The 25,247-nt window shown below is 49.8% G+C and carries 19 protein-coding genes; 9 read left to right on the top strand and 10 right to left on the bottom strand.

What is annotated here, in order from left to right; all coding sequences use genetic code 11:
• Nucleotides 1-75: 75 nt before the first annotated feature.
• Nucleotides 76-1,755 carry a methyl-accepting chemotaxis protein gene (locus tag O1Q74_RS08040; protein ID WP_271877816.1) on the bottom strand — a complete coding sequence of 560 codons (1,680 nt, stop codon included), beginning with the start codon at nucleotides 1,753-1,755 and terminating at the stop codon, nucleotides 76-78.
• Between the two features lie 801 nt (nucleotides 1,756-2,556).
• Between O1Q74_RS08040 and fdhF the strand changes: the two genes are divergently transcribed.
• The 3 genes from fdhF to O1Q74_RS08025 all read left to right on the top strand — a co-directional run bounded on the left by fdhF (nucleotide 2,557) and on the right by O1Q74_RS08025 (nucleotide 7,022).
• A complete protein-coding gene (gene fdhF / locus O1Q74_RS08035; protein ID WP_271877815.1) occupies nucleotides 2,557-4,707 on the top strand; it encodes a formate dehydrogenase subunit alpha in 2,151 nt (716 codons plus the stop codon).
• Between the two features lie 86 nt (nucleotides 4,708-4,793).
• Complete coding sequence (locus tag O1Q74_RS08030; RefSeq protein ID WP_271877814.1) at nucleotides 4,794-5,033, top strand: hypothetical protein; 240 nt, start codon at nucleotides 4,794-4,796, stop codon at nucleotides 5,031-5,033.
• Nucleotides 5,034-5,714: 681 nt separating this feature from the next.
• Nucleotides 5,715-7,022 (top strand): dicarboxylate/amino acid:cation symporter, encoded by a 1,308-nt coding sequence (locus O1Q74_RS08025; RefSeq protein ID WP_271877813.1) that lies wholly within the window; start codon nucleotides 5,715-5,717, stop codon nucleotides 7,020-7,022.
• A gap of 115 nt (nucleotides 7,023-7,137) precedes the next feature.
• Here the strand turns inward: O1Q74_RS08025 and hypT are convergent, their stop codons facing one another.
• Nucleotides 7,138-8,037: a hypochlorite stress DNA-binding transcriptional regulator HypT gene (gene hypT, locus O1Q74_RS08020; RefSeq protein ID WP_271877812.1), complete on the bottom strand. Its 900-nt coding sequence runs from the start codon at nucleotides 8,035-8,037 to the stop codon at nucleotides 7,138-7,140.
• 239 nt (nucleotides 8,038-8,276) lie between these two features.
• On the opposite strand from hypT, the gene O1Q74_RS08015 reads away from it, so the two are divergent.
• On the top strand, nucleotides 8,277-8,993 hold the full coding sequence (locus O1Q74_RS08015; RefSeq protein WP_271877811.1) for an aspartate/glutamate racemase family protein: 717 nt from the start codon (nucleotides 8,277-8,279) through the stop codon (nucleotides 8,991-8,993).
• A 16-nt stretch (nucleotides 8,994-9,009) separates the two neighbouring features.
• Here the strand turns inward: O1Q74_RS08015 and O1Q74_RS08010 are convergent, their stop codons facing one another.
• The 8 genes from O1Q74_RS08010 to O1Q74_RS07975 form a co-directional block, all read right to left on the bottom strand.
• A complete protein-coding gene (locus O1Q74_RS08010; RefSeq protein WP_271877810.1) occupies nucleotides 9,010-10,380 on the bottom strand; it encodes an efflux transporter outer membrane subunit in 1,371 nt (456 codons plus the stop codon).
• Entirely contained in the window at nucleotides 10,377-12,308 is a 1,932-nt protein-coding gene (locus tag O1Q74_RS08005; RefSeq protein WP_271877809.1) for an ABC transporter permease, read from the bottom strand. The genes O1Q74_RS08010 and O1Q74_RS08005 overlap by 4 nt, the downstream gene beginning before the upstream one ends.
• A complete protein-coding gene (locus O1Q74_RS08000) occupies nucleotides 12,302-13,507 on the bottom strand; it encodes an efflux RND transporter periplasmic adaptor subunit (protein WP_271877808.1) in 1,206 nt (401 codons plus the stop codon). The genes O1Q74_RS08005 and O1Q74_RS08000 overlap by 7 nt, the downstream gene beginning before the upstream one ends.
• A 146-nt stretch (nucleotides 13,508-13,653) precedes the next feature.
• On the bottom strand, nucleotides 13,654-13,968 hold the full coding sequence (locus O1Q74_RS07995) for a hypothetical protein (protein WP_271877807.1): 315 nt from the start codon (nucleotides 13,966-13,968) through the stop codon (nucleotides 13,654-13,656).
• A gap of 71 nt (nucleotides 13,969-14,039) precedes the next feature.
• Nucleotides 14,040-14,336 carry a hypothetical protein gene (locus O1Q74_RS07990; protein WP_271877806.1) on the bottom strand — a complete coding sequence of 99 codons (297 nt, stop codon included), beginning with the start codon at nucleotides 14,334-14,336 and terminating at the stop codon, nucleotides 14,040-14,042.
• A gap of 119 nt (nucleotides 14,337-14,455) precedes the next feature.
• Nucleotides 14,456-15,481, bottom strand: coding sequence for an AraC family transcriptional regulator (locus tag O1Q74_RS07985; protein WP_271877805.1), 1,026 nt, complete (start codon nucleotides 15,479-15,481; stop codon nucleotides 14,456-14,458).
• Nucleotides 15,482-15,847: 366 nt separating this feature from the next.
• Nucleotides 15,848-16,792, bottom strand: coding sequence for a pectate lyase family protein (locus O1Q74_RS07980; protein ID WP_271877804.1), 945 nt, complete (start codon nucleotides 16,790-16,792; stop codon nucleotides 15,848-15,850).
• Between the two features lie 212 nt (nucleotides 16,793-17,004).
• Nucleotides 17,005-17,817, bottom strand: a complete 813-nt coding sequence (locus O1Q74_RS07975; protein WP_442953131.1) for a MetQ/NlpA family lipoprotein — start codon at nucleotides 17,815-17,817, stop codon at nucleotides 17,005-17,007.
• 245 nt (nucleotides 17,818-18,062) lie between these two features.
• Here O1Q74_RS07975 and O1Q74_RS07970 point away from each other — a divergent pair, with 245 nt between their 5' ends.
• The 5 genes from O1Q74_RS07970 (at nucleotide 18,063) to O1Q74_RS07950 (ending at nucleotide 25,244) form a co-directional block, all read left to right on the top strand.
• A complete protein-coding gene (locus O1Q74_RS07970) occupies nucleotides 18,063-18,692 on the top strand; it encodes a response regulator transcription factor (RefSeq protein ID WP_271878819.1) in 630 nt (209 codons plus the stop codon).
• Nucleotides 18,693-18,695: 3 nt separating this feature from the next.
• Nucleotides 18,696-20,273: an MASE1 domain-containing sensor histidine kinase gene (locus O1Q74_RS07965; protein WP_271877802.1), complete on the top strand. Its 1,578-nt coding sequence runs from the start codon at nucleotides 18,696-18,698 to the stop codon at nucleotides 20,271-20,273.
• Between the two features lie 89 nt (nucleotides 20,274-20,362).
• The gene (gene uhpC / locus O1Q74_RS07960; protein ID WP_271877801.1) at nucleotides 20,363-21,703 is read left to right on the top strand and encodes an MFS transporter family glucose-6-phosphate receptor UhpC; all 1,341 of its coding nucleotides are present in this window, start codon (nucleotides 20,363-20,365) and stop codon (nucleotides 21,701-21,703) included.
• 231 nt (nucleotides 21,704-21,934) lie between these two features.
• Entirely contained in the window at nucleotides 21,935-22,969 is a 1,035-nt protein-coding gene (locus O1Q74_RS07955) for an ABC transporter substrate-binding protein (RefSeq protein ID WP_271877800.1), read from the top strand.
• Between the two features lie 196 nt (nucleotides 22,970-23,165).
• Complete coding sequence (locus O1Q74_RS07950; RefSeq protein WP_271877799.1) at nucleotides 23,166-25,244, top strand: ABC transporter permease; 2,079 nt, start codon at nucleotides 23,166-23,168, stop codon at nucleotides 25,242-25,244.
• Nucleotides 25,245-25,247 lie beyond the last annotated feature (3 nt).

Here is a 25,247-nt window from a genome sequence, read left to right as displayed (position 1 = left end):
CAGCCTCATGGCTTATCTCGTCTTCAGCATCTGCCCGAGCGGCCACGCTCTGTCACGTATGTAACCCGTAGCGGATCAAAATTTTTCCCATCCTTCACCGTTGCGGCCATGTGCCGACAGCAGCGGCGTGGTGCTCTGTCCGACAGCGCGATGAACAGGGGCGGCGACCGCTGGACGGGAAAAAGACGTTGCCGGATCGCAATCTGAATCCAGATCGAACACATCCACCACAGCAGACAGCTCGCTGGTTTGTTCATCCAGGCGGGCGGCCGCGGCGGCCGACTGCATCACCAACGACGCATTTTGCTGCGTGACGCTGTCCATTTCGTGCACTGCCTGGCTAATCTGCGTAATACCGCGTGTTTGTTCATCCGTTGCTGCGGCAATTTCACCAATCAGATCGTTAAAATGCGAAATGGAAGAAATAATTGCCGTCATCGCTTCACCGGACTGCCGAACCTGCCCTGCCCCGGTTTCAACCCGCGAAACCGATTCCGCAATCAGCGCTTCAATCTCTTTCGCCGCCTGCGCACTACGCTGCGCCAGTGTACGCACTTCACCCGCCACGACGGCAAACCCTCGACCTTGTTCACCCGCACGTGCTGCTTCAACCGCTGCGTTCAGCGCCAAAATATTAGTCTGGAATGCAATGCTATTAATCACCGAGGTGATGTCGGAAATTTGCCGGGAACTGGCACTGATCCCTTCCATCGTCGTCATTACGTTGGTGCTGATATTTCCGCCTTTTTTTGCCATATCCGCCGCATCCTGCGCCAACTTACGTGCCTGATGTACGTGATCGGTGGTTTGACGCACCGTCGAACTAATCTCTTCCATACTGGCAGCCGTCTGCTGCAATGCCGCCGCCTGCTGCTCCGTGCGGCTGGAAAGATCATCATTGCCGTCCTTAATGTTCGACGTCCCGTTGTTAATTTCTGTCGTACTCTGCCGGATGACGGTCACTGTATCGCGCAAGCTTTTCTGCAACTTCTTAATGTCCGGAATCAATCGCCCCGCACAGTTTCGGCCAAATTCCGCCAGCTCACAGCCTAAGCGCCCTGCGGTCAACTGCGACAGGTGCGATTTCAGTACGGCAATCGGTATCACCAGATAGTTTCTCAGATAATACTCGGTGAAAATCAGCACAATAACCCCAATCAACATAACCACAATAAGTGCATTACGGTTTTTATCATTGTGTTCATTCACACTGGGAATCAATGACGAGGCGGTAATCCCGTCCGAATAACGTTTGATATCGTCCCCAAATGTCAGACTGATGGGAGGGTAAACGGATCGGAAAATCTGCCGGAATGCTTCAGGATCGTTGCGTTGCAACGCTGAATTCATCGGATCGATAGAAGAGGATATCAGGGTATTCCAAGTCCGTTTTACTGCATCAACCGTTGCCGGTTCGACACCAATGTGTTCCCCCGATTGGAATTTCTCCAGCGAATCCTTGGTATTTTTGATTGCAACCTGTGCCATTTCCAATGTCTGTTTGGCGTTTTCTGGCTCACCGCGTTGCAAATAGTCCATGGTTCTTTCCATACGCGTCACGGCCCGAAAATATTGATCGGCACCATAAACCAAATGGGAATACGTTTTGCGCTGAGTCTCGCTTTTATCAAGCAAATTAGTGACTTTATAAAGCGAGTAAAGACTGAATCCAGATGCTACTCCCCACGCCACTAGCAGGGAAGCCACTATGGCCAGCACCATTATTTTTATGCTGACATTTTTTAGAAATTCCATAATGCACTCCGCGACATTAACCAAATATTTCCCGCCCGCACACTCTGCCGGAAAAGTATTTACTTTTTACTCATGACGGTGCCGCCCGTTGTATCGCGTCCTTTATCCCACACGATCTAACAGACGTTCTGGAATTCCCTGATTCATCCCCCATCAGATGGGAAGTCACGCTAAATACTAACAAATAGAATGCGTTATCTTCCTTGAGATGCCTGTCTCCATGGTTTTAAACGGCCGATAGGCGTCACTACCACAGCCAAATCGGTGGCATGTAGAATTAATATCATCAAAAACAGTATAGGCATTAACAGATAAAGAGGAGGAATATGCTGTCACCTTATTTTCCTGACAGATGCCCTATGGACAAAAGGTCACAGCGCTCAACGCGTTAGGCCGATTTTTCATCGCACTGAGCATGACCACGATCAGTAAATTAATTTTCTTTATCGGTGATTATCAAGAGCTATACCCTAAATAATTCGAGTTTCAGGACAAACGTTAACGTTTGAACAACGCAGAGCGTTGGCCCGCTAGGGCGAGGCTTATTTATAAGCCTTGTAACGCGGCAAGCGAGGGACAAATTCGTCGGGAACGAATTTGACCAGCCAACGGCTGGCCTTCGGTGAGAGACAGGACGTCTCTCATTTCATCCCGATGAGCTTACACAAGTAAGTGATTCGGGTGAGTGAACGTAGCCAACGCACATGCAACTTGAAGTATGACGGGTATAAATGACTGCATCAACAGCCAGCCATAAGCATGCAGTTCTTACGATCCAAGACTCAGCTTTGGAGAATAATCATGCAGAAAGTGCTTACCGTCTGTCCCTATTGTGGGTCAGGCTGCAAAATTAACCTGCTGGTAGAGAATGGCAAAGTCGTTGGTGCAGAAGGGGCAAACGGCATCACCAACGAAGGTGAACTGTGCCTGAAAGGCTATTACGGCTGGGATTTTCTCAACGATACGAAACTTCTGACGCCGCGTTTAAAACAGCCGCTGATCCGACGTCAGAAAGGCGCGCCCTTTGAAGCGGTATCCTGGGATGAGGCTATCGACTTCGCCAGCTCGCGATTAAAAACCATTAAAGAGAAGTACGGCGCCGAGTCGATTATGCACACGGGATCGTCCCGCGGCCCCGGTAATGAAACGAACTACGTGATGCAGAAATTCGCCCGTGCGGTCACCGGGAATAATAACGTCGACTGCTGCGCCCGACTCTGCCACGGCCCTTCGGTTGCCGGATTACAGGTTACGCTGGGCAACGGCGCAATGAGTAATTCCATCTGTGAAATTGAAAAGACCGACTGCATCCTGATTTTCGGCTACAACGCCGCCGATTCACACCCTATCGTGGCGCGCCGGATCCTGAAAGCCAAAGCGCGTGGGGCAAAAATCATCGTGTGCGATCCCCGCCATATTGAAACCGCCCGCATCGCCGATCTGTGGCTGCCGTTGAGAAATGGCTCCAATATGGCGCTGGTCAACGCGTTCGCCAACGTGCTGATTAACGAAGGCCACTACGATAAGGCTTATGTCGCCCGCCATACCGAAGGCTTTGAGGAATTCAGCCAAACCGTCGCGAAGTATACGCCGGAATATGTTGCCGATATCACCGGCCTGTCGCCGAAATTGATTCGAGACGCGATGCGGATCTATGCCGCCGCGCCGTCCGCCACTATTCTCTGGGGAATGGGCGTGACGCAATGGGGGCAAGGCGTGGATGTGGTCAAAGGACTGTCCGGTCTGGCGCTGCTGACCGGGAATCTGGGTCGTCCGAACGTCGGTGTTGGGCCAGTACGTGGGCAAAACAATGTGCAGGGTGCGTGTGATATGGGCGCGCTGCCCAATATGTTCCCCGGTTATCAAAACGTCACGGATAAGGCGGTGCTGGCGAAATTTGCCGACGCCTGGGGCGTGCCCGAACTCTCTGACAAAGTGGGCTACTCGCTGACCGACCTTCCGCACAAAATACAGGAAGGGAAAATCAAGGCTAACTATGTGATGGGCGAAGACCCGCTGCAAACCGAGCCGGACCTGTCGATGCTGCGCGATGCTTTCAACGAGCTGGAATTGCTGATCGTGCAGGATATCTTCATGACCAAGACCGCCGCGATTGCCGATGTGATTTTACCTGCGACCTCCTGGGGCGAGCACGAAGGGGTTTATACCGCGGCCGACCGGGGATTCCAGCGTTTTTATAAAGCAGTGGAACCACAGGGCGATGTAAAACCCGATTGGGAAATCATCAGCCTGATGGCAACGGCGCTCGGGTATCCCATGCACTATAACAACACGCAGGAGATCTGGGACGAACTGCGAGCACTCTGCCCGCTGTATTACGGCGCGACCTACGAGAAAATGGCGGGGCTGGGCTACGTGCCCTGGCCGTGCCCGACAGAAGACAGCCCCGGAACGCCGTGGCTGTATGCGGGTAATCACTTCGATCGTCCCGGCGGAAAAGGCCTGCTCATGACGGCCGAATGGCGACCGCCGATGGAGCGGGTGGATGAGGATTATCCGCTGGTCTTGTGCACCGTGCGCGAAGTCGGCCACTATTCCTGCCGTTCCATGACAGGCAACTGTACGGCATTACAAACGCTGGCGGATGAACCCGGCTACGTGCAGGTTAGCCCATATGACGCCGAACGTTTAGGCATCCGCGATCAGCAACTGGCCTGGATCTCGTCGCGACGCGGTAAGGTTATCTCTCGCGTGGCCGTCAGCGAGCGCATCAATAAAGGTGCCGTGTATATGACCTACCAATGGTGGATCGGTGCCTGTAATGAACTGACGTTAGATCACCTCGATCCGGTCTCTAAGACGCCGGAATACAAACACTGTGCCGTTAAGCTGGAGGCAATTGACGACCAGCAAGCGGCGGAGAACTACGTACAGCAGGAATACAGCCAGTTGAAAGATCGGCTGCGTTCCACCGCAGAAAACGTCAGCTAATTTCTATTACCTAAGCCGTCGAGTACAAGCCTCGGCGGTTTAGGAAATACGTACAATCTAAATAGCATTTAGCTCCGACGGGCGTTGTGCTGACGTTCTCTACTCTCTACTTCGGCATCATGGTCGATGCGGGGCTATTCGATCCGCTGGTGCGTTTTATTCTCCGTCTGGTGAAATATCGGCAAAGCAGTCCGACCTCCAACTCCAGGCGGCGGGAACCGATTACAGAACATCTGGACATTCTTGATTGTCTGCAACCGGGAGAGTGCGAAACGGCGGCAGAGCGGATGAAAAACATCTGGAAAAATCGTGCCACGGTAAAGTAAGCACCGAGCTTTTTCGCTGAAATAACCAACAGCGAGGTCTAAAATCATCGATAACATAGGGTTAAAAAATAAAAAACACCATTTTACATACTCTAAATGCCCAAACAGTTACAAAAAGAAACACATAGAACAATAATTAAACTTTAAATCAACAATACAAAAATAAATATTTAATCACAAAAATAAAATCACGATTTAAATAGTTAAAAAATTAATTTTTTTGATAAAATGGCAAGTATATAAAGTTTTCGTTAATTGTTCTTTTATTTTTACTTAATCTTTAAGTAATTCACTATATGTTTTATTGATGTATAGCCGCATATCATTAGCAACACTAATTCAACACATTATCCCACCAGCTCTCGATAGCAGAAAACCAAAGCAACCCTTTGTTTAATAAACAACTAATAAAAAAATCGCCTTTTACGTAATCTACGTATCACATCCTCATTTATCATTACACACTGCAGGTACATGCATTTTTCGCATGACGAAGATCACAATTACATAACAATCCACAGAAAAAAAATGTAAAAAGCAAGAATCGTTGTAATATCGGCGGGCAGACACAACACCCCAATAACAGATTCGGGTGAGGGCTTGGTGTATTCAGGGAAACATCAGCCACCACGCGGTAATAATATTGTGTTGTCTGAATCAATTCATCAACATGAGGTTTATATGCAAAGGCAGAAGTTACTTGTACAGATAGTCTTGGCTATCGTCCTGGGAATATTAATCGGCTGGGCCTGCCATCAATATCTTGATGGCGGTCGAGCAAAAGAAGTGGCATCGTATTTCAACATGGTTACCGATATCTTCCTGCGCCTGATTAAAATGATTATCGCGCCACTGGTCTTCGCTACGCTGGTTTCCGGTCTGGCAAGCATGGGAGGAAATTCTTCTGCCGTTGGTCGTATCGGTATGAAAGCGATGATCTGGTTTGTCAGCGCATCGTTCATCTCTCTGCTCATTGGTATGGTGTTCGCAAACCTGTTCCAACCGGGAGCAGGAATGAATCTGCCGATTCCTGTACAACAGGTTGCTACGGGTCTGAACACTGACGGATTTACGCTTAAGAGCTTCATCAGCCATATCTTCCCGAAAAGTATCGTAGAAGCGATGGCGAACAATGAAATTCTGCAAATTCTGGTGTTCTCACTGTTCTTCGGTTCTGCTCTGGCTTATGTCAAAGGCAAAAACAAGCACGCGACCACGATCATTTCCATGATCGAAGAACTAACCAAAGTGATGTTCCGCGTGACCGACTACGTCATGGCGCTGGCTCCTATTGCCGTCTTTGCCGCAATCGCTTCCGCGATTACCACGCAAGGCCTGGGGCTGCTTTATGACTTTGGTAAACTGATCGGTGAGTTCTACCTCGGCCTGGCTGTACTGTGGGGCGTTCTGTTCCTGGTTGGCTACCTGTTCCTGGGCAAAGCCATCGTTACGCTGGCGAAGCTGATTCGTGAACCGACCATGCTGGCTTTCGCCACGGCGAGCAGTGAGTCTGCTTACCCGAAAACCATGGAAGCGCTGACCAAATTCGGCGTGCCGAAAAAAGTCACCAGCTTTGTGCTGCCACTCGGTTATTCGTTCAACCTTGACGGTTCCATGATGTACCAGTCCTTTGCGATTCTGTTTATCGCACAGGCTTACAACATCGATCTGAGCATCACCCAGCAAATCCTGATTCTGCTGACGCTGATGATCACCAGTAAAGGGATGGCCGGTGTAGCGCGTGCTTCCATCGTGGTGGTTGCCGCCACGCTGCCAATGTTCAGCCTACCGGAAGCCGGTATCCTGCTGATTATCGGTATCGACCAGTTCCTGGATATGGGCCGTACTGCAACTAACGTCATCGGTAACAGTATCTCTACTGCCGTTGTGGCCAGTATGGAAAAAGACATCCACGATGATGATGAGGAAGAGGTAGCCGACGAGGTTGTCGCCTATAAAGAACCTCAGCAGGCCACGCAAAATAGCTAATGCTGGGTAAGTGAATATGTGATCATAGCGGCCTGCGGGCCGCTATTTTTTTATCTCGTCATACTTCAAGGGACCCGTGTGCTGGTTGCATGACTCCGTTCCTCAATCGCACCGCTTAGAGCCCAGACGACGATGACAGCCCTTTCATGTAGCGCCAGAATTTCTCAGAGGCCACATTCAGCCGTGCATCAAGGCGATACAGATAAACCCCCATGCGGATTACCGCGTTTTCCATGCTCAGGATCGTCAGCTCTTTGTTTTTCAGCTCTTCCTGAATGGAATAATCCGGCAGCCAGGCAATACCGTAGCCTTTTTTCGTCATGCGTTTGAGCAAATCACTCATAGAAGAGACGAAGTTGACCGTAAACTTATCGCTGTCGACGCTGGATAAGTAACGGCTGACCTGACGCCCCATATAACTCGTCTCGGTATAGTTGAGTAACGGCACCGATGAGGCGCTTACATCAAACAGTGGCTTCCCTGCGCTATCACACGCGCAGACCGGATAAAGCCGGGATTCCAGTATCTTCTCGTGCATAAAGGGCTCCCCCATCAGATCCTCACTGTAGAATGAGAAAATGAAGTCGCTGCGCCCTTCTTTGAGATTCAGCACCGCTTCATCTACATCGATCGACTCTACATAGAAGATTTTTTCCTGCGGATCCGGTACGTCTTTTAACAGCTCCGGCATGATGAAGACCGACAGCGAATGCGCCGCAGCAATGGTGATCTTGTTTTTGTAATTATCCCCGCCGTGCAGTTTATTGAGCTGATACTCCAAATCATCCAGCGTATTGCGGATATAGGCGTGAAACACACGCCCCTGTTCAGTTAATTGCAGCGGCAGCGCGCTACGGTCGAAAATGTCAAACCCAACCGCCGCTTCCAACGCCTGAATACGTCGGCTAAATGAGGATTGAGAGATATTTCGCTTCTCGGCCGCCAGCGTAAAACTCCGGTACTCTTCCAGCACGATAAAGTCATAGAGCCACTTGGTTTCGATATTGTTCAGCATCACCCCTCACTCAAAACGCGCAGCGTCATATTTTCGTTCCCTATGCCAACGTTCTATCTCTGCCAGCGACCTACATCGCCAATAAAGCTGCTGCCCACTATACACCGTTAAAACCAATAAAAGCATAGGGATGCTAATAGTTATGCAAATCCCACATAGGAGATGGGAATTTAGCAATTCACATTGCCCGGCAGTGTGCGATTATCCTTTTAATTTCATAATGCTACAGGGTTAACAGTATGAACAGTCTCGTGGGAATTCTTGGCGGTATGGGGCCGGGTGCTACCGTCGATGCGATGCAAAAACTGATCAAAAACACACCAGCGTATCGGGATCAAGACCATATTCCCATGATTGCGGTTTCTATTCCTGATATCCCTGACAGAACAAAATGCATTCTTCAGCACAGCGCGTCACCACTGGAAAAAATGCTGCAATATATGAAAATTCTCGAAAATGCAGGCGCTGAATGCATCATTATCCCGTGCAATACCGCACACTATTGGTTTAATGAATTAAAACAGCAATGCCGGGCGGAAATGATCAGCATTATTGATGTGACCTGTCAGGCGATTAAAAATGCCAACACTACACGCGTCGGCCTGTTAGCGACGACAGCGACGGTCAAAGCGAGAATTTATCAGGACAACCTGATTAGCGATAATATTGAGTGCTACACGCCGGATGATGCAGACCAACACCAGGTAATGGAAAGTATCTACGCGTATAAATCCGGTGATATTGCTGGGGCCTATAGCATGCTGTCCCCCGTAAAAGATCGCCTGTTGCAGGCTGGCGTCGAGAAAATTATTCTGGGTTGCACCGAGCTTCCTCTGATTCTGGAGCAGGAAGTCAAAACGTCACCCCAGCATTATGTCGATGCGACGGAAGAGTTAATAAAGAAAACGGTCGAGTGGTATTTTACTCGCTCATCAGGAAATGAGATTGCCGCCTAATACGCGACGGTGAAAGTCAATCCTGCAACTCGCTGCCGCCAAGTGCTACCGCAAGATCGTTGGCAGCTTGCAGCCTCTGCTGCCACAATGTGCTGGATGCCAACTCCGTGCTATAGAATGCATTTTGTGCGTTTAGCAAACGCGGTAAGTCATCAGCACCCGCTCTATAGCGAATCTCAGCGAGCTTTAGCGAGTCTTGTGCCGCCGCCAGTTGTGCATCTTGCCAGCGCTGCTGTTGCTGTAAACTCAACATCGCATTGAGCGCCGTTTCAACTTCACCAAAAGCCCTCAACAGCGTTTCACGATAGGTATTAACTGCAATTTTTCGGTTAATGAGGGCGAGACGCTGGTTATTAATACGTACGGAACGATCCCAAATCGGCAACGAGATATCCAGACCACTTCCCCATCCAGGCGCTAACCGAAATAGCTGATTTATCGCCGTAGCACTTACGCTGGAGGCTGCTGACAGGGAAACCGAGGGAAACATCGCCGCTCGTGCCGCATCAATATTGGCACCCGCAGCAACCAATTTGGCCTCTGCACTTAACAGATCGGGGCGCTTGCGCATGAGATCCGCAGGAAGACCACTGCCAATATCTGGAACGTGGAGATCCTCAATATGTTGGCTGGGCTGTAGTAATTCCTGCGGCGTTTTATCGAGTAACGCCGCCAGCGTTTTACTTACCTGTAGAGATTGTTGATGCAGTTGCAGAAGCATCGCTTCCATTCCCGCAACAAAGGATTGTTGTTGAGCAAGATCGAGTCTCGCGACAGCACCAGCGGCATATTTAGTCTCTACAAGGGCAAGCAGTCTACGGCTAATGATCAGATTTTTCTCAGCCAGTGTGATCTGACGACGAATGCCGAGCAGCGCTAAATACTGGGTAATTACCGACGAACGCAACATTAATGCTGTCGCGGAAACATCATAAGATGCCGCTCGCCACAACGCCTCATTGCTATAAGACGCGGCACGTTTCGCTCCCCAGACATCAGGGGAATAAGATAGCGACACGCTGGCTCCGTAGCTTTTGTTCCGCTGATGCTCTCCCCAAACGCCCGAAAGGTTTTTAGAAAATGCACTATTTACCTCTGGCATTTTCGGCACCTGATTACTCTGCCATTGGATACGAGCCTGCTCCATATTCTGGCGAACATTATCGAGATTGCGATTGGACAGTAGCGCCCCTTCCAAGAGCGTGTTCAACTCCTGACTACCAAAAGCCTTCCACCACCCCTTAGCTGGAGGTTTCAGCGCTGAAACGGCGTCCACTGACCAGGTACCCGGTAACCCGGGAGCGACATCATCAGGAACTGGCAATAACGTACAGCCCGCGCACAGCATGCACATCAGTATATGGCTGACTTTCGCGAGTGTCCTCATTCCTGATTCAGCGCCATAACGGGATCAAGCCGTGCCGCTTTACGTGCCGGTAAATATCCAAACAGAAGCCCGGTGACAATCGCACTACAAAAGGAGAATAAAGCAGGAAAAAAACTTAGTGCGACGGGTTTTCCGAAAGTGTGAACAACATACGCAAGAAAGCATCCTGCCAGTACCCCGAGCACTCCACCACTCAAGGCCAGAATGACAGCCTCCCAGAGAAACTGGAACTGAATATCCTGATGCCGGGCACCGACAGCCAGACGAATACCGATCTCCCGCGTCCGTTCAGCGACAGACATTAACATCACATTCATCACGCCAATACCGCCTACAAGCAATGAAATCGCGGCAATTGAACCCAACATGGCCGTCATGATATCCATTGACTCTTTCTGAGAACGCAAAATAGCCGCCCGGTTGATGATAGTGAAATCAGGGCGTTGATGACGTGCAGTCAGCAGATCGTTAACCTCGTTTTCCACTCGTCTGACCGTTTGTAAAGAGCGAGCCTTCAATGTCACGCTGTCGACATTCTGCCGTCCAATAACACGTAAGCTTCCAGTACCAAAAGGAATGATAACAGCCTGATCAAGATTACCGTTCATATCGGCTCCACCTTGCGAAGCAAGAACGCCTACCACCGTGAACGGAATATTGTTCAATAGAATGTCGCTACCTACCGCGTTTCCTGAAGGAAAAATGCGCTGCGCGACCTCTGCCCCTAACACGGAAACAGACATATTCGCGTATTCGTGTAAAGGCATAATAAACGTCCCTGCACGCAGTCCCCAATTATTAACCGCCATCGCCTCGGCCGTTGTAGCAATAACGGCACTTTTTAAATTAAACGCTCCCTGCCGCACCGTGGCCTGCCCGGTCAGGATGGGAACGACCGCGTCAATGTCTGGTAGACGCTTAAGCGCATCAATATCCGCATCAGTAATGCGACCCGCAGCCACATCAGCATCAAAGCTCTGCGGAATTACCGTCATTAACGTGCTGCCCAGCCGCGAGAGGGTTTTTGACATTTCTTGTCTAGCCCCTTCCCCAATCCCAAGCATCACGAGGATAGAGGCAATGCCGATGGCAATACCCAGCAATGTCAACGCGCTGCGCAAGGGGGAAAACAGCAGAGTCTTCCAGGCTTGGCGCAGTAACGTATAGCGGTCAGTTTTCCCCCCTGCCGTTATAAGCCAATGTGTGTGTGTCGCCGCTGCCGGGGCAGAAGCAGTACGGACAGTATCAGAGACAATGCGTCCATCGCGCAATTCGACCACGCGACGGGCGCGATTCGCCACATCTGGGTTATGTGTTACTAAAATAACGGTTCTTCCCGAGTCCGCCAGCGCCTCCAACAACTCCAGTACCGATTCACCGTTAACACTATCAAGCGCACCTGTCGGCTCATCGGCAAACAACACATCTCCCCCGTTAATCAAGGCACGGGCGATAGACACGCGTTGCTGTTGTCCCCCCGAAAGCTGTTCCGGTTTGTAGTCAAAACGATCGTATAACGAAAGTTGCCCTAACAATGCTTGCGCCTGGTCATGGCGCAATCTTTTTTCCAGGCCCGAATAGACCATGGGAAGTTCAACATTTTCCTGTGCACTCATACCAGGAATAAGAAAATAACGTTGGAATACAAAACCAAAAACCGTACGACGAAGTTGTGATAATTGGTCGGCACTGAGCCGGGAGACATCGTGACCGGCAAATCGGTAAGCGCCCTGATTCGCACGGTCTAAAGCACCAAGGATGTGCATGAGTGTCGACTTACCCGACCCAGATGGACCAACCAAGGCGACAAACTCTCCTGCATTAATCGTCAGATTAATATCCTGCAGTACGCTAACGTAGCCATGAGCATCATTACCATACTGCTTGCTAACACCGGATAACGTGATTAAAGGGGGGCGATTTACCATAGGGGATGACTTTCCACAATTGGCGGTAGCGCTGGCAACAAAACATGTTCACCAATACTCAGCCCAGAAGTAATTTGAGCCAGCACAGGGCCTTTTATACCCACCTGCACCAAACGAGGAATTGCCTTGGCACTGCTGCCTCCAGAGGGAAGAACCTCAACCTGAAAATGACCATCAGGACGTAGCGTCAATGCAGAAATTGGAACGCTAATCGCCTGCTTCACCGCGTTCACAACGAGGTAAACCTGAGCACTCATGTGTGACATTAAACGACCATCTGCGTTATCAACATCAAAAAGAGCGATGTAAAACACCGTTTCCATCATGGGGTTTCCCCCCATGCTTCCGCCGTTCATCGTGCTGTCCTGACTCCCTTGAGGTGCAGGCATGATCTGCTGTAACTTGGCCGTCCAGCGCGCTTTCGGATAACCGAGAACACTAAAATAGACGGGCATTCCGATACGGAGCCGGGGAATATCCGCTTCAGAAACACGAATGGATACTGTCATCTTTGTCAGATCGGCAATTCTCATAATGACAGGGGTTTGTTGTACTGCATTGAGCGTTTGACCAGGCCTGGCCTGTAATGACACAACAGTACCTGCAATTGGCGCATAAATCTGGGTATACCCCAGTTTGACTTCGTCCCCTTTTAACGTTGATTCCGTTTGGCGTATCTGCGCCTGAAGACTTTCCAACTGCGCTTGTGCAACCCGTAAATTGGCTTCACTAATCTGCACTTCCTGTTCGCTGGCAGCACCTTCCGCCCACATTTTTCTTTGTCGTGTATTCTGGTGCTTAGCCAATGTCAATTGCGCCATCTGCTGGCGAATAGCGGCTCTCTGGCTATCAAGTAATGCACGATTCGCCTCAACCGTCGCGATTTGTAATGCCGGATCAATCTGCGCGACGATCTGCCCTTTTTTGACGTTCGATCCCACTGCCACAGCAATATTCTGAATTTGTCCAGAAACCTGAACACCGACATCGACATATTGCATCGGGTTTACCTGCCCTGCTGCGGTCACAACATCCTCAATATCGGCGTAGGCAACCTCAACGCTGTGGCGGTTCGCAAACTCAGTCTGGCGGAACAAGGTACCCCCCCCGAAAAAAGCAATAACAATTCCGAGTCCCCCCAACACCAACAACAGGCCGATCAATCGCTTTTTCTGTCGTCTATCTATTCCTGATCCCATATTTAACACTCAATACTCAGAAAATACCTGGCGTTGGCTTATGAAAATAAAATTCACAGAAATATTTGACCAGCCTTATGATAGTCAAAAAGAACTGGCCAAATGATATGTCATTTAAATAGGGTTGATATATCTAGCAGGTGCTATTATGGATTACTATCACAAACCCAACTAGATGACACTTTGTCTCCATTAATTTTTGCTGTATCCTTTATATAATGAACGCTCTTGGTTTGAGGATAGGCTTTCCGACAAGCATCCCACGCCCTCCCCCAACTCTCGGTTGGGGGTAATGTGTAGGTATAACTTGCTTGCCCGGTTGAGCGATCAAAGACTATTTTAGCCTGATCGGAAACATTAACGATGCCAAATATTACAGCACTAGCTTGGGGAATATAGCTTGCCGTCAATGTGGCACCAAAGAGAAAAAAAGCGAGAGTACGAAATCTTCCTAATTTCATATCGTATATCCTTTTCATGCTGCATAAAGTTAAATAGAAAATACTGACGTTTATGATTGTACATCGATTAATTATTTATCGCGGCAATCCCATGTAGCCATCCAGTATACTCCACCTGTTCTTTGAGCGACGCCTTGAATTGCTCCTTTAAATTCAATGCTTTTAGTTCCTGGGTGCCTGGAGCGGCACTCATCCCATGCGGTCCCCCAGCTATCCTGCCAGGGAGAATGAGACATGACTTTCGGTGTTACCGTCACAGTACCTAATGTTTCTGCCGACGTTACAGGTGAAAATAAAACAGGGATAAATAGAAAAATGGCATTCAGGAAGCGAGCAATTAATAATCTTTTACGAATAATAACATCCATGTGTTATACCTCATCTTAATATTTTTTACTACGAATGGCATATGCCATAATGAGGTTACAATAGTCATTACAATAAAAAAGGACGTAAGTCGGTCAATTGAGGACAAATCCGGCCATTTTTAGGTATGACGTTCTGCCCGAAGTCGACGAGGTGTCTTGCCAGTCCAGCGAGTAAACGCCCGCCTAAAACTACGGATGTCATCAAAGCCCACCGCAAGACCAATCTTTTCTATTGATAATTGGGACGTATACAGCAATGCTAAGGCACGTTCTTTACGTATATCGTCCAATAGCGTGAGATACGTCTTGCCGCAATCCGCGAGTCGACGCCGTAAAGTGCGTTCACTCAATGCAAGTTGCCTAGCTATTGCATCAAACATTGGTGGTTTTTCCAGCGTTTGATATAGGATAAGGGATACATCATTAATAATATCTTTCTGAACAGAATAGCGTTCAAGCTGTTGATCAAGAAACGTCAACATCAACTTATGATTGACACGATCATGAGTAGGAATCGGTAAATGTAGAATGGATTCTTGAAAATATAATGCATTATGTGACTGGTTGAAATTCAAATCGCAGTTGAATTGTTTTCGGTATTTATTTACATAAGAAGGAGGAGGAAAACTAAAATCAACCCTTATCAAGCGCATATTTTTCGCAGATATCTCTTGAACCATTCTGAGTAAGAATGAAAAGGCCTCCTCAATGAGAAAGGTCAGAATATCGACCTGATGAAATGTACTGTACGCAAATAATGCAAAATTTCTCGATTCTTCTTTCTTATATGAGAAATTCAGTAATCCATGGATAAGGCCTTGGTATTTTAATCCAGTATCCAATACATGATGGAGCGTTGGGCTAGTAATAAAAGCAAAATAGAGTGGCCCCATTGTAGAGATAGTATGACTGGCTCCAATCCGTAATCCAAACCCATCAGACTGGCAAAGCTGTAAGGCTCTCTGGATAATTTTTTGTCCATGAAGTACTGGAATCCGGACATAAGGATCATTGACATCTTGCTGTGTGATAGGCAGTCCTACAAAAGCTCTTCCAGGATCAATACCTTGATTAAAAAGTTCATCGCTAATGCTACGCAGTAAAAACGTAGGCATGGTTGAATAGAGAAATTCTTTGCTTTTCATCACTCCTCCATGACTTCTGAAAAAAGAAAACATCCCCACAAAATCCAGCGTCTTTCCCTGATAACCACCACAAACGGTGTTATCAACGCACCTATTATCGGACAAATTCATGCAATGTTGATGGTGCGGAATAGATTTCTTACAATTTTAGCTATTGATGACAGGAATTCGTCTGCCCAATCTCCGTAAATTTATTCTTTAGTGTAAGAATCGTTCTGAAAATTGCAAATAAAAATACCACCCAACATAAAATTTTATGTTGGGTGGTATAGTTTTAATATGCAGTGTTTCAAAATGCGTAGTGTTTAATCTCAGAAAAATATACGCATGACACACAAATATAGAAAAATGACCTCAAAATAACAATTATAACGGGAATTTCAGCGCACTATTCTGTGCCCCTGCATTCGAAACCACCCAGGATTGAGCTGCCGACGTTGTCATCAAGCTGTATGAATAGTTAGATGACGCCGTCCATTTAGCCGCAGGTGATTTAGTTGCCACCGCAGCCGGTGAGCTGCCATTATCGGTAAAGGTTGAACCATTGCCTTTATCATCAACCATCCCTTTCTTCTCCGCACCGCTACCAAATACGTTGCGTTCAGAAATAACATTGGCATTTTGCGCGACCGTAAAAGCCAACTGGAATTTATTGACGTAATTATTGAATACGTGGAAATAACCGTAACGCATCAGGCCAGGTGCACGAACCTGAATATTTTCGTAATAGTTATGGCAGATAGTCAAACGCGGATAGCCATTGTAAGCACTATTATTGTCATCCGCCGGGTGACCGAAAATGCAGCCATATTTATGATTCGAGAATAAGCAGTTACTGATCGTAACGTAATCCGCTTTTTCACCGACATAAATCAGTTTATCGAGGCTACCGTCGTTCTCGCTCCACGTATGTCCAGGCCATGAGCAGTGATCGACCCAATACCCCTTACCATAGTTTAAATACAGTTGGATATCGTCATTATCCTTGATGGAAACATCATGTTTAAAAACCAGATTCTGGAAAATGACATTGGCAGAGTTGGCATCAGCACGTAGGTGAATATTGGTCAATACATTCGCTCCACCAAAAGAACCGACGATGGTTTTATTGCTGCCAAATACCACTTTGGTCAGCGCGGATGTTTTTAAAGATGCCCCCAGTACTACGATTGTTTTTGCAGAACCGCTTACTGCGGATTTAAAATCGGCCAGAGAATTTACCGTGACAACTTTACCATCTGTGCCTCCGGTAACATTCGCTGCTTTTGCAAAACCAATAATCCCAGTAAGATTTGTTGTTGGATAAGCCATAAATTTCCCTCTTTACAATTAGTGAATAGTCATGTCTTCCGCGTATGAATTAATTGAAAAAAACAACACGCATTCGACAATTAAAATTGTATAGACGGGATTTCGTTAAGCTTATTAATTGAGTTTAATAAAAAAATAACCTTGCGAATAATTTAATAACCAATTAATACACTGCCATCTTTGTAGTCAAGATGGCAGTACTACAACTATTATTACCATCCCTTCACTGCGCCACCGTTAAAAATACGGTTAGCCGCCTGTTCGACCTCATCAGATTGATAGGCTTGAATAAATTTTTTGACGTTTTCCGCCTCTTTATTATTTTTACGAGTGACAATGATATTCACATATGGCGATTCTTTATCCTCAATAAAAATACCGTCTTTCGTCGGCATTAATCCCGTTTGTTGAATATAGGTTGTGCTAATGATCGCCACCGCCACTTTCGGGTCATCTAATAAACGTGGCAGTTGTGCACCTTCTACTTCCATAATACGCAGGTTGTGCGGGTTAGTGGTGATATCCAGCACCGTCGGCAATAACCCCGTGTCAGGCTTCAGGGTAATTAATCCGGTTTTTTCCAGCAATAACAGCGCTCGCCCCAGATTCGTCGGATCGAAAGGAATCGCAATGGTATCGCCATCTTTCAGATCATTGATATTTTTTATCTTTTTCGAATAGCCCGCCATCGGAAAAACGAAGGTATTTCCTACTGCCACCAGCTTATAGCCGTGTTCGCGATTTTGCTGTTCCAGAAAAGGACGGTGTTGAAAGACGTTCGCGTCCAGATCGCTTTTATCCGTCGCCTCGTTCGGCAATAGCGAACCGCTAAATCCAACCAGCTCGACATCCAGACCATATTTTTCTTTGGCCACTTTCTTCGCAACGTCCGCGACATCCTGCTCTGCGCCATTAATCACACCGACTTTAATGTGGTTGGCAGAATTACTTGCGTTATCGCATGCGGTTAGTGCCATCGCAGCCGTGACCATTCCCACCACCAACGCTACACGCCATGTCTTCATCACTCTGATTCCCTGATATCGTAAATACATTGATTTCTCAATATATTGATTTAAAGAAAAAACAGTATGTCCCTCGATTAAGCGAGTCAAATAACTCCGCGTTCTATCAATATGCTTTTCACCATGCTTTCAATAAGTGTGGTGAATGTGTTAAGCCGATTCCATTTTAATTATCTGCTATTGCTCACCTCTTGATTCCCCCGCATTATGACATTTTGATGACTTTGAATTCACACGGCGAAACCATGATTAATGTGGCTTTGGTTGATGATCACATCGTTGTACGGTCTGGCTTTGCACAGCTTCTGGCATTAGAGACTGACATTGAGGTCGTTGGACAATATGCCTCGGCGGCACAGGCATGGCCGCATCTACTCAAACAGCCGATTGACGTCGCCGTCATTGATATCGCCATGCCGGATGAAAGCGGCCTGTCGTTATTAACCCGCCTGCGTCAGCAGCGCCCTCAGTTTCGCGCCATTATTCTGAGCATTTACGATACCACCGCATTTGTACAAAGCGCGCTGGACGCAGGGGCGGGCGGCTATCTCACAAAGCGCTGCGGCCCGGAAGAGTTAGTGCAGGCGGTTCGCGTGGTCAGCAGCGGCGGCATTTACCTGTGTGCTGATGCCTTGCACGCCATCCGCCACCAGCAGCAGCCACCGAAGGAGCTGCTGGCACTGACCCCACGCGAGCGGGAAATATTCAGCCTGCTGATCAACGGGATTAGTGTGAAAAGCATCGCTGAACAGCTCGAACTCAGCCATAAAACCGTCCACGTGCACCGCGCCAACATTCTCAGCAAATTGCAGTGTGAATCCACGGTAGAACTGGTGCACTTTGCACTACAGCACCAACTTCTGGCCGGGAAATAAACTATGCGCCGCCTGCACGTCATCGGTATGACGCTGTTTCTGGCCTTTTTCTATAGTCTGACCTGGCTGGCGCTGTGGACTATCAGCTTCTATTTGAGCAACAACGGCCAACAGGCACTGCTGCTGTTACCACAAGGGTTACGGCTGGCGCTGATGATTTTGCTGCCGCGCAAATACTGGCCGACCTTGCTACTTTCGGAAATTGCCATTCAGAGCTGGCTGGTCAGTGAACAGCTTATGATGCGTTCGCTGCTACTGCTTTCTCCCTTCCTCAGCCTAGTCCCAGCCATCGTCACGCATAAAATCTGGCATCGCTATACGCTTTATTGGCAACGTCTCCTGCTGTTACTGGCAGCGCTGACGCTCAACACCATTCTGCACGGCATCGCCATTGGCCCCTGGTTACATTCGCCGCTGACGCAGACACTGTTGGCCACGTTTACTGGCGGCATCCTGCTGATCCCGTTTATCTACCTGCTGTACGAATACATCAAGCAGCAGCACTTGCAGACGCTGTTGGCACAAGAGATCCCCGATCCGCCGCTGCGTACCTCGCTGCTGATTTGGTGCTCGCTGTTTTTTTCTATCGGCGTTTGCCTGCAAATGGCATTCACACCCGAGATGGAACGCCTGCTGCTGATCTGCGTTTTTCTGCCTAATGTGGTCATGGCATATAAATTCGGCTGGCAAGGCGGCGTGCTCTCCGCCGTACTTGGCAGCCTGATGATTGCCGTCACCCGTCAGGTGAGCGGCGCTTTCGACGATCTGCGCGAGTTGGAGCTTTTTCTCTCCACGCAGGCGCTGATCGGCATTGGGTTGGGGATCGCCATCAGCCGCCAGCAACAGTTGGCACAGCGGCTTCAACGCTATCGTCAGCAGTTGGAACAGGAGCTGAAAACCCGGCGGCGACTCATGGAGCGTATCATCCATACCGAAGAGGCTGTGCGCAAAGATATCGCACGCGAACTGCACGACGATATCGGCCAAAACATCACTGCCATCCAGATTCAGGCCATGCTGGTAAAACACAGCGCGCCTGCCGACGCAGCCCAGCATGCTGCCGCACAAATCAGCGAGCTGTCGCGTCGCATCCACCACACCACGCGCCAGCTTTTGCGCCAACTGCGCCCGCCAGTGCTGGATGAGATGGTGCTGGATAAAGCGCTGCATCATCTGGCGGATGAATTCGCCTTCGCGGCACGCGGCATCCAGTTTCAACTGGATTATCAGCTTCCCACTCCTCCGCACGATGACGTAGTGGTTTTCACCCTTTACCGACTGGTGCAGGAACTGCTGAATAACATCAATAAACACGCCAGCGCCACGCAGATTACGGTTCGGCTTTCTCAGCAGGATAATCTGATTACACTTGACGTCATTGATAATGGCGTGGGCATTGCACAAAAAGACAGGTCAAACCCCACAAGCAGCGGCTTCGGCCTGCGGGGCATCGAGGAACGCGTTCAGGCGCTGGGCGGCCACTGGCTGGTGAAGGCCGCAGCCAGCGGCGAATCCGCCATTCCGCACGGCACACACATAATTGTTAACCTGCCCACAAAATTTAAACAAAAAGACGATTAGCTAGGAATTATTCCTAGTCACCTAAAACCTTGTCTCATCCTTTTTAATTCGCATCCCCCTACTCTTCTCTCAACGCGACGGAGAACCCCATGCAGGCACCCATGTTTTCTACGGGACAGGTTTCAACGGGACAGCTTTCACCCACACAAATCAGCCAGCGCTATCGCTACTGGCGGCCGCGGTTGCTGATTTCCATGGTCATCGGGTACGCCACGTTTTACCTGACGCGTAAAAGCATCAACTTTGTCATGCCAGTGATGCAGTTGGAATTAGGGTTAAGCAAAGGCGATATCGGTCTGCTGGGAACGCTGTTTTATCTCTGTTACGGCGCGTCCAAGTTTATTTCCGGCATCGTGTGCGATCGCAGTCAGGTGCGCTGGTTTATGGGCGTCGGGCTGATGATTACCGGGGTGCTGAACATTCTGTTCATGTACTGCCAGTCGCTTACGGGGTTACTGATTGTCTGGGCGCTGAACGGGTTCTTTCAGGGCTGGGGTTGGCCCCCTTGCGCCAGGCTGCTGAGCAGTTGGTATTCGCGCAATGAGCGCGGTCTCTGGTGGGGATGCTGGAATACGTCGATCAATATTGGCGGCGCTGCGGTTCCTCTGCTCGCAGGCTATCTGGCCTCCGAATGGGGATGGCAGGCAGCGCTGCTAGTGCCGGGCATCATCGGCATTGTGATTGGGCTGTGGTTGTGTTGGCAACTGTGCGACAAGCCGCAGCAACAGGGTTTGCCCAGTGTCGGCCAGTGGCGACGCGATGCGCTGGAGATTCGTCAGGAGCAGCAGAGTCCGACGATGCCGATGCGCCAGATTCTGCGCGATGCGATTCTGCGTAACCGTACCATCTGGCTGCTCGGGTTCTCCTACATTCTGGTGTACCTGATTCGTATCGCACTGAATGACTGGGGGAACATTTGGCTGTCGGAGAGCCACGGTTTCAACCTGCTGAGCGCGAACGCCACGCTGTCGCTGTTTGAACTGGGTGGATTGCTGGGAGCGCTGTTTGCCGGTTGGGGGTCAGACCTGCTGTTCCGTGGTCAGCGCGCACCGATGATTTTGCTGTTTGCACTTGGGCTGTTTTTAACCATGACTGCGCTGTGGCTGGCACCGATTCACCACTATTCGCTGCTCGCAGCCTGTTTCTTCAGTATCGGTTTTTTTGTTTTTGGACCACAAATGTTGATCGGCCTGGCTGCGACGGAATACAGCCATAAGGATGCCGCAGGTACGGTGACGGGTTTTCTGGCGTTGTTTGCCTATCTGGGGGCGGCGCTGGCGGGCTGGCCGCTGGCACAGGTGCTGCAACACTACGGATGGTCGGGATTTTTTACTCTGCTGGCGTTGGCTTCAGCCTGCATCGGGCTGTTATTGATGCCGCTGCTGATGGCAGGTGTCAGCCGCCGGGAACGTTTGATGACATCAAAATAGCGATAACAATCGATAATTATACCCTAAATAATTCGAGTTTCAGGAAGGCGGCAACACAGCGAATCCCCAGGGGCTTACTCAGGTAAGTGACTGGGGTGAGCGAGGACAAATCGGCTAGCCGATTTGAACGCCGCTTGCGGTGGCCCGTGAGGGCGAGGCTCAGAGATGAGCCGAGTATTGCCAACGCACATGCAACTTGAAGTATGACGGGGATATACTAAGGAAAACATCATGAAACTAAGTACCTTAACTACCCTCATCGCCGCTGGACTGACCGTTGCTGCCGTTACCACCAGCACCGCACGTGCTGAAGGGCGCTTAGTGATTTATTGTAGCGCCACCAACGCCTTCTGTGAGGAAGAAGCCAAGGCCTTCGGTGAAAAATACGACGTTAAAACCTCCTTTATCCGCAACGGTTCCGGCAGTACGCTGGCGAAAGTCGATGCGGAGAAGAAAAACCCGCAGGCTGACGTCTGGTACGGCGGCACGCTGGATCCGCAGTCCCAAGCGGGCGAAATGGATCTACTGGAACCCTACCAGTCTAAAAACCTCGATCAGATCATGCCGCAGTTCCGCGATCCCGCTAAACGTAAAGGCAACTACTCATCTGCCGTTTACGTCGGCATCCTCGGCTTTGGCGTCAACACCGATCGCCTGAAAGAGAAAAACCTGCCAGTACCACAGTGCTGGAAAGATCTGACCAACCCAGTCTACAAAGGCGAAATCCAGATTGCCGATCCACAAAGCTCCGGTACGGCCTATACCGCACTGGCGACCTTCTCCCAGCTTTGGGGTCAGGATCAGGCCTTTGATTACCTGAAAAAACTGAATGCCAACGTATCGCAGTACACCAAATCGGGTATTGCCCCGGCACGCAACGCCGCACGTGGCGAAACCGCTATCGGCATCGGCTTCCTGCATGACTACTCACTGGAAAAAGAGAAAGGCGCCCCGCTGACGCTGATCTCCCCCTGTGAAGGTACCGGTTATGAAATTGGCGGCGTCAGCATACTGAAAGGCGCGCGCAATATGGATAACGCCAAGCTGTTCGTTGACTGGGCGCTGTCGAAAGAAGCACAGGAGCTCTCCTGGAAGAAAGGTCAGTCCTACCAGATTCTGACCAACACCACCGCCGAAGCCTCTCCACTGTCGCTGAAGTTGCAGGATCTGAAACTGATCAACTACGACATGGACAAATACGGCGCGGCAGACGTGCGTAAAGAGCTGATTTCCAAGTGGGTTAACGAAGTCAAAATGGGCCAATAATCTCGATTCATTGCCCTTGATTCATTGACCTTTATTGATGACAAAAACAACGGGAACACGGCGGCAGCTTGCTCATATTTCGCTTAACGCCGTGTTCTCAGCATCGCTGATTAGCCATTACTCAATATTATTCACCAACCAATACCTGTGACGATTCAATCTTATAAAACAACGCTATAAAGCACCAGGGAACCTTATGTCACACACACGAACGCTTTCACCGACGCCTAAGCGGGATCCTATATTCCTGTGGCTGGCGCTGATTGCAGCAACATTTTTGCTGCTGCCAGCGTGGAGCCTGGATTACGGCCTGCTGGATGCCTCACGCGATGAACTGCTGGCCGCTTACAGCTGGTCGAACCTGAATATCAGCCTGCTTTGGTTCTTGCTCCCGTTGGGACTGCTGGCGCGTCCGCTGTTTACGCCCGGCCGGGAACAACGCGGTCGCCACCGTTTTGATGCGGCTTACGCGTTGTTCTGTGCCCTTTTCGTGGTCATCAGTGCCACAGTTGAAGGTCGCGGAATGGGCTATGGCACCATCGCGTTGTTTGTCGCGCTGAGTGCGATTATTACGCTGGCGCTCTCTAGGCTTGACTGGCTGGGTGGCGATCGCTTCGTCATCGGCTCGCTCATCAGCATCATCGCGCTGATTGGCGTGTTTATTCTTTACCCCAGCATCGCCATTTTTATTCCCATGTTCACCAACGACAGCGGTGAATTCGCGCCGCTGGCGTTTATGCAGATTCTGGGTCAGACGCACATTTTACGCGTGATCTGGAACTCATTCCTGCTGTCGGTTGCCGTCGGTATCGGCTGTACTTTTTTCGGTATGGTGCTGGCGATCTACACCTCGCGCATCGCCCGCCGATCCGCGATTATCGGCCGTATTTTCTCCATTCTGCCTATCGTTACGCCGCCGTTTGTCGTCGGGTTAGGCGTGACGCTGATGATGGGCCGCTCCGGTTACATGACCGAGCTGATGGTGGATTGGTTCGGACTGACGAACACCAACTGGCTGTACGGTTTTACCGGCATCTGGCTGGCGCAGGTGCTCGCCTTCACGCCCATGTCGTTTATGATTCTGGAAGGCGCGATGAAGACGATTCATCCGTCGCTGGAAGAAGCGTCGTACACCCTGCGTGCTAACCGTTATCAAACCTTTCAGCGGGTTTTCCTGCCGTTGCTGAAACCGGCGCTCGCTAACTCGTTCCTGATCGTGATCGTCCAGTCGCTGGCCGACTTCAGTAACCCACTGGTGCTGGGCGGTAACTTCGACGTACTCGCCACCCAGATTTACTTCTACATCACCGGCGCGCAGCTGGATTATCAGTCAGCCAGTACGCTCGGCGTTATCCTGCTACTGTTCTCACTGGCGGTGTTCTGCGTGCAATATCTGTGGATCGGTAAACGCTCCTACGTCACGATTTCCGGTAAATCTTACCGGGGTGATGTGCAGCCGCTACCCGTTTCTCTGGTGTGGATCGTCAGCATCCTGCTCTATGTCTGGATTGCCTTTAACGTCCTGCTGTACGGCAGCATTTTCTACGGCAGCTTTACCGTTAACTGGGGCGTGGATTACACCCTGACGCTGGATAACTTCAGCAAGCTGTTCGGACAAGGCTTTAGTGACGGCGCCTGGCCTTCCCTGCTGGATACGCTGCTGTTCGCGGGCATCGCCGCCCCAATTACGGCACTGTTCGGACTGCTTATCGCCTACATCGTGGTACGCCAGCAATTCTACGGCAAGAAAGCCATCGAGTTCACCACCATGCTGTGCTTTGCGGTGCCGGGCACCGTTGCCGGTGTGTCTTATATTCTGGCCTTTAACAGTGCGCCAGTTTACCTAACGGGAACGGCGGTGATCGTCATCATGTCGATGGTGATGCGTAACGTACCGGTTGGTATCCGTGCCGGTATCGCCGGACTGGGACAGTTGGATAAATCGCTCGATGAGGCGTCGCTCAGTCTGCGAGCGGGTTCGATGCGTACGGTGTTCTATATTCTGCTCCCGCTGTTGCGTCCGGCCATTTTGTCCGCGCTGATTTACAGCTTCGTGCGCGCTATTACCACCGTCAGCGCCATTATCTTCCTGGTTACGCCAGATACCCGCGTCGCCACGTCTTACATTCTTAACCGTGTGGAAGACGGTGAATACGGTATGGCGATTGCCTACGGTTCCATCCTGATTGTGGTCATGCTGGCCATTATTTTCCTGTTCAATTATCTGGTCGGTGAAGCGCGGGTTTCCCGCTCAAAAGCCAAGAATAGTGACTAAGCG

Origin of the sequence: Pectobacterium sp. A5351, from assembly GCF_028335745.1 — a bacterium.
Lineage (GTDB): Bacteria > Pseudomonadota > Gammaproteobacteria > Enterobacterales > Enterobacteriaceae > Pectobacterium.
Note: the sequence above shows the minus strand (reverse complement) of the source record. Positions and strands in the feature narration are given on the sequence as shown.

What these genes read in the sequence shown, in the direction of transcription:
- O1Q74_RS08040 (WP_271877816.1), bottom strand. Translation starts at nt 1,755, where the DNA reads ATGGAATTTCTAAAAAATGTCAGCATAAAAATAATGGTGCTGGCCATA.
- fdhF (WP_271877815.1), top strand. Translation starts at nt 2,557, where the DNA reads ATGCAGAAAGTGCTTACCGTCTGTCCCTATTGTGGGTCAGGCTGCAAA.
- O1Q74_RS08025 (WP_271877813.1), top strand. Translation starts at nt 5,715, where the DNA reads ATGCAAAGGCAGAAGTTACTTGTACAGATAGTCTTGGCTATCGTCCTG.
- hypT (WP_271877812.1), bottom strand. Translation starts at nt 8,037, where the DNA reads ATGCTGAACAATATCGAAACCAAGTGGCTCTATGACTTTATCGTGCTG.
- O1Q74_RS08015 (WP_271877811.1), top strand. Translation starts at nt 8,277, where the DNA reads ATGAACAGTCTCGTGGGAATTCTTGGCGGTATGGGGCCGGGTGCTACC.
- O1Q74_RS08010 (WP_271877810.1), bottom strand. Translation starts at nt 10,380, where the DNA reads ATGAGGACACTCGCGAAAGTCAGCCATATACTGATGTGCATGCTGTGC.
- O1Q74_RS08005 (WP_271877809.1), bottom strand. Translation starts at nt 12,308, where the DNA reads ATGGTAAATCGCCCCCCTTTAATCACGTTATCCGGTGTTAGCAAGCAG.
- O1Q74_RS08000 (WP_271877808.1), bottom strand. Translation starts at nt 13,507, where the DNA reads ATGGGATCAGGAATAGATAGACGACAGAAAAAGCGATTGATCGGCCTG.
- O1Q74_RS07995 (WP_271877807.1), bottom strand. Translation starts at nt 13,968, where the DNA reads ATGAAATTAGGAAGATTTCGTACTCTCGCTTTTTTTCTCTTTGGTGCC.
- O1Q74_RS07990 (WP_271877806.1), bottom strand. Translation starts at nt 14,336, where the DNA reads ATGGATGTTATTATTCGTAAAAGATTATTAATTGCTCGCTTCCTGAAT.
- O1Q74_RS07985 (WP_271877805.1), bottom strand. Translation starts at nt 15,481, where the DNA reads ATGAAAAGCAAAGAATTTCTCTATTCAACCATGCCTACGTTTTTACTG.
- O1Q74_RS07980 (WP_271877804.1), bottom strand. Translation starts at nt 16,792, where the DNA reads ATGGCTTATCCAACAACAAATCTTACTGGGATTATTGGTTTTGCAAAA.
- O1Q74_RS07975 (WP_442953131.1), bottom strand. Translation starts at nt 17,817, where the DNA reads ATGAAGACATGGCGTGTAGCGTTGGTGGTGGGAATGGTCACGGCTGCG.
- O1Q74_RS07970 (WP_271878819.1), top strand. Translation starts at nt 18,063, where the DNA reads ATGATTAATGTGGCTTTGGTTGATGATCACATCGTTGTACGGTCTGGC.
- O1Q74_RS07965 (WP_271877802.1), top strand. Translation starts at nt 18,696, where the DNA reads ATGCGCCGCCTGCACGTCATCGGTATGACGCTGTTTCTGGCCTTTTTC.
- uhpC (WP_271877801.1), top strand. Translation starts at nt 20,363, where the DNA reads ATGCAGGCACCCATGTTTTCTACGGGACAGGTTTCAACGGGACAGCTT.
- O1Q74_RS07955 (WP_271877800.1), top strand. Translation starts at nt 21,935, where the DNA reads ATGAAACTAAGTACCTTAACTACCCTCATCGCCGCTGGACTGACCGTT.
- O1Q74_RS07950 (WP_271877799.1), top strand. Translation starts at nt 23,166, where the DNA reads ATGTCACACACACGAACGCTTTCACCGACGCCTAAGCGGGATCCTATA.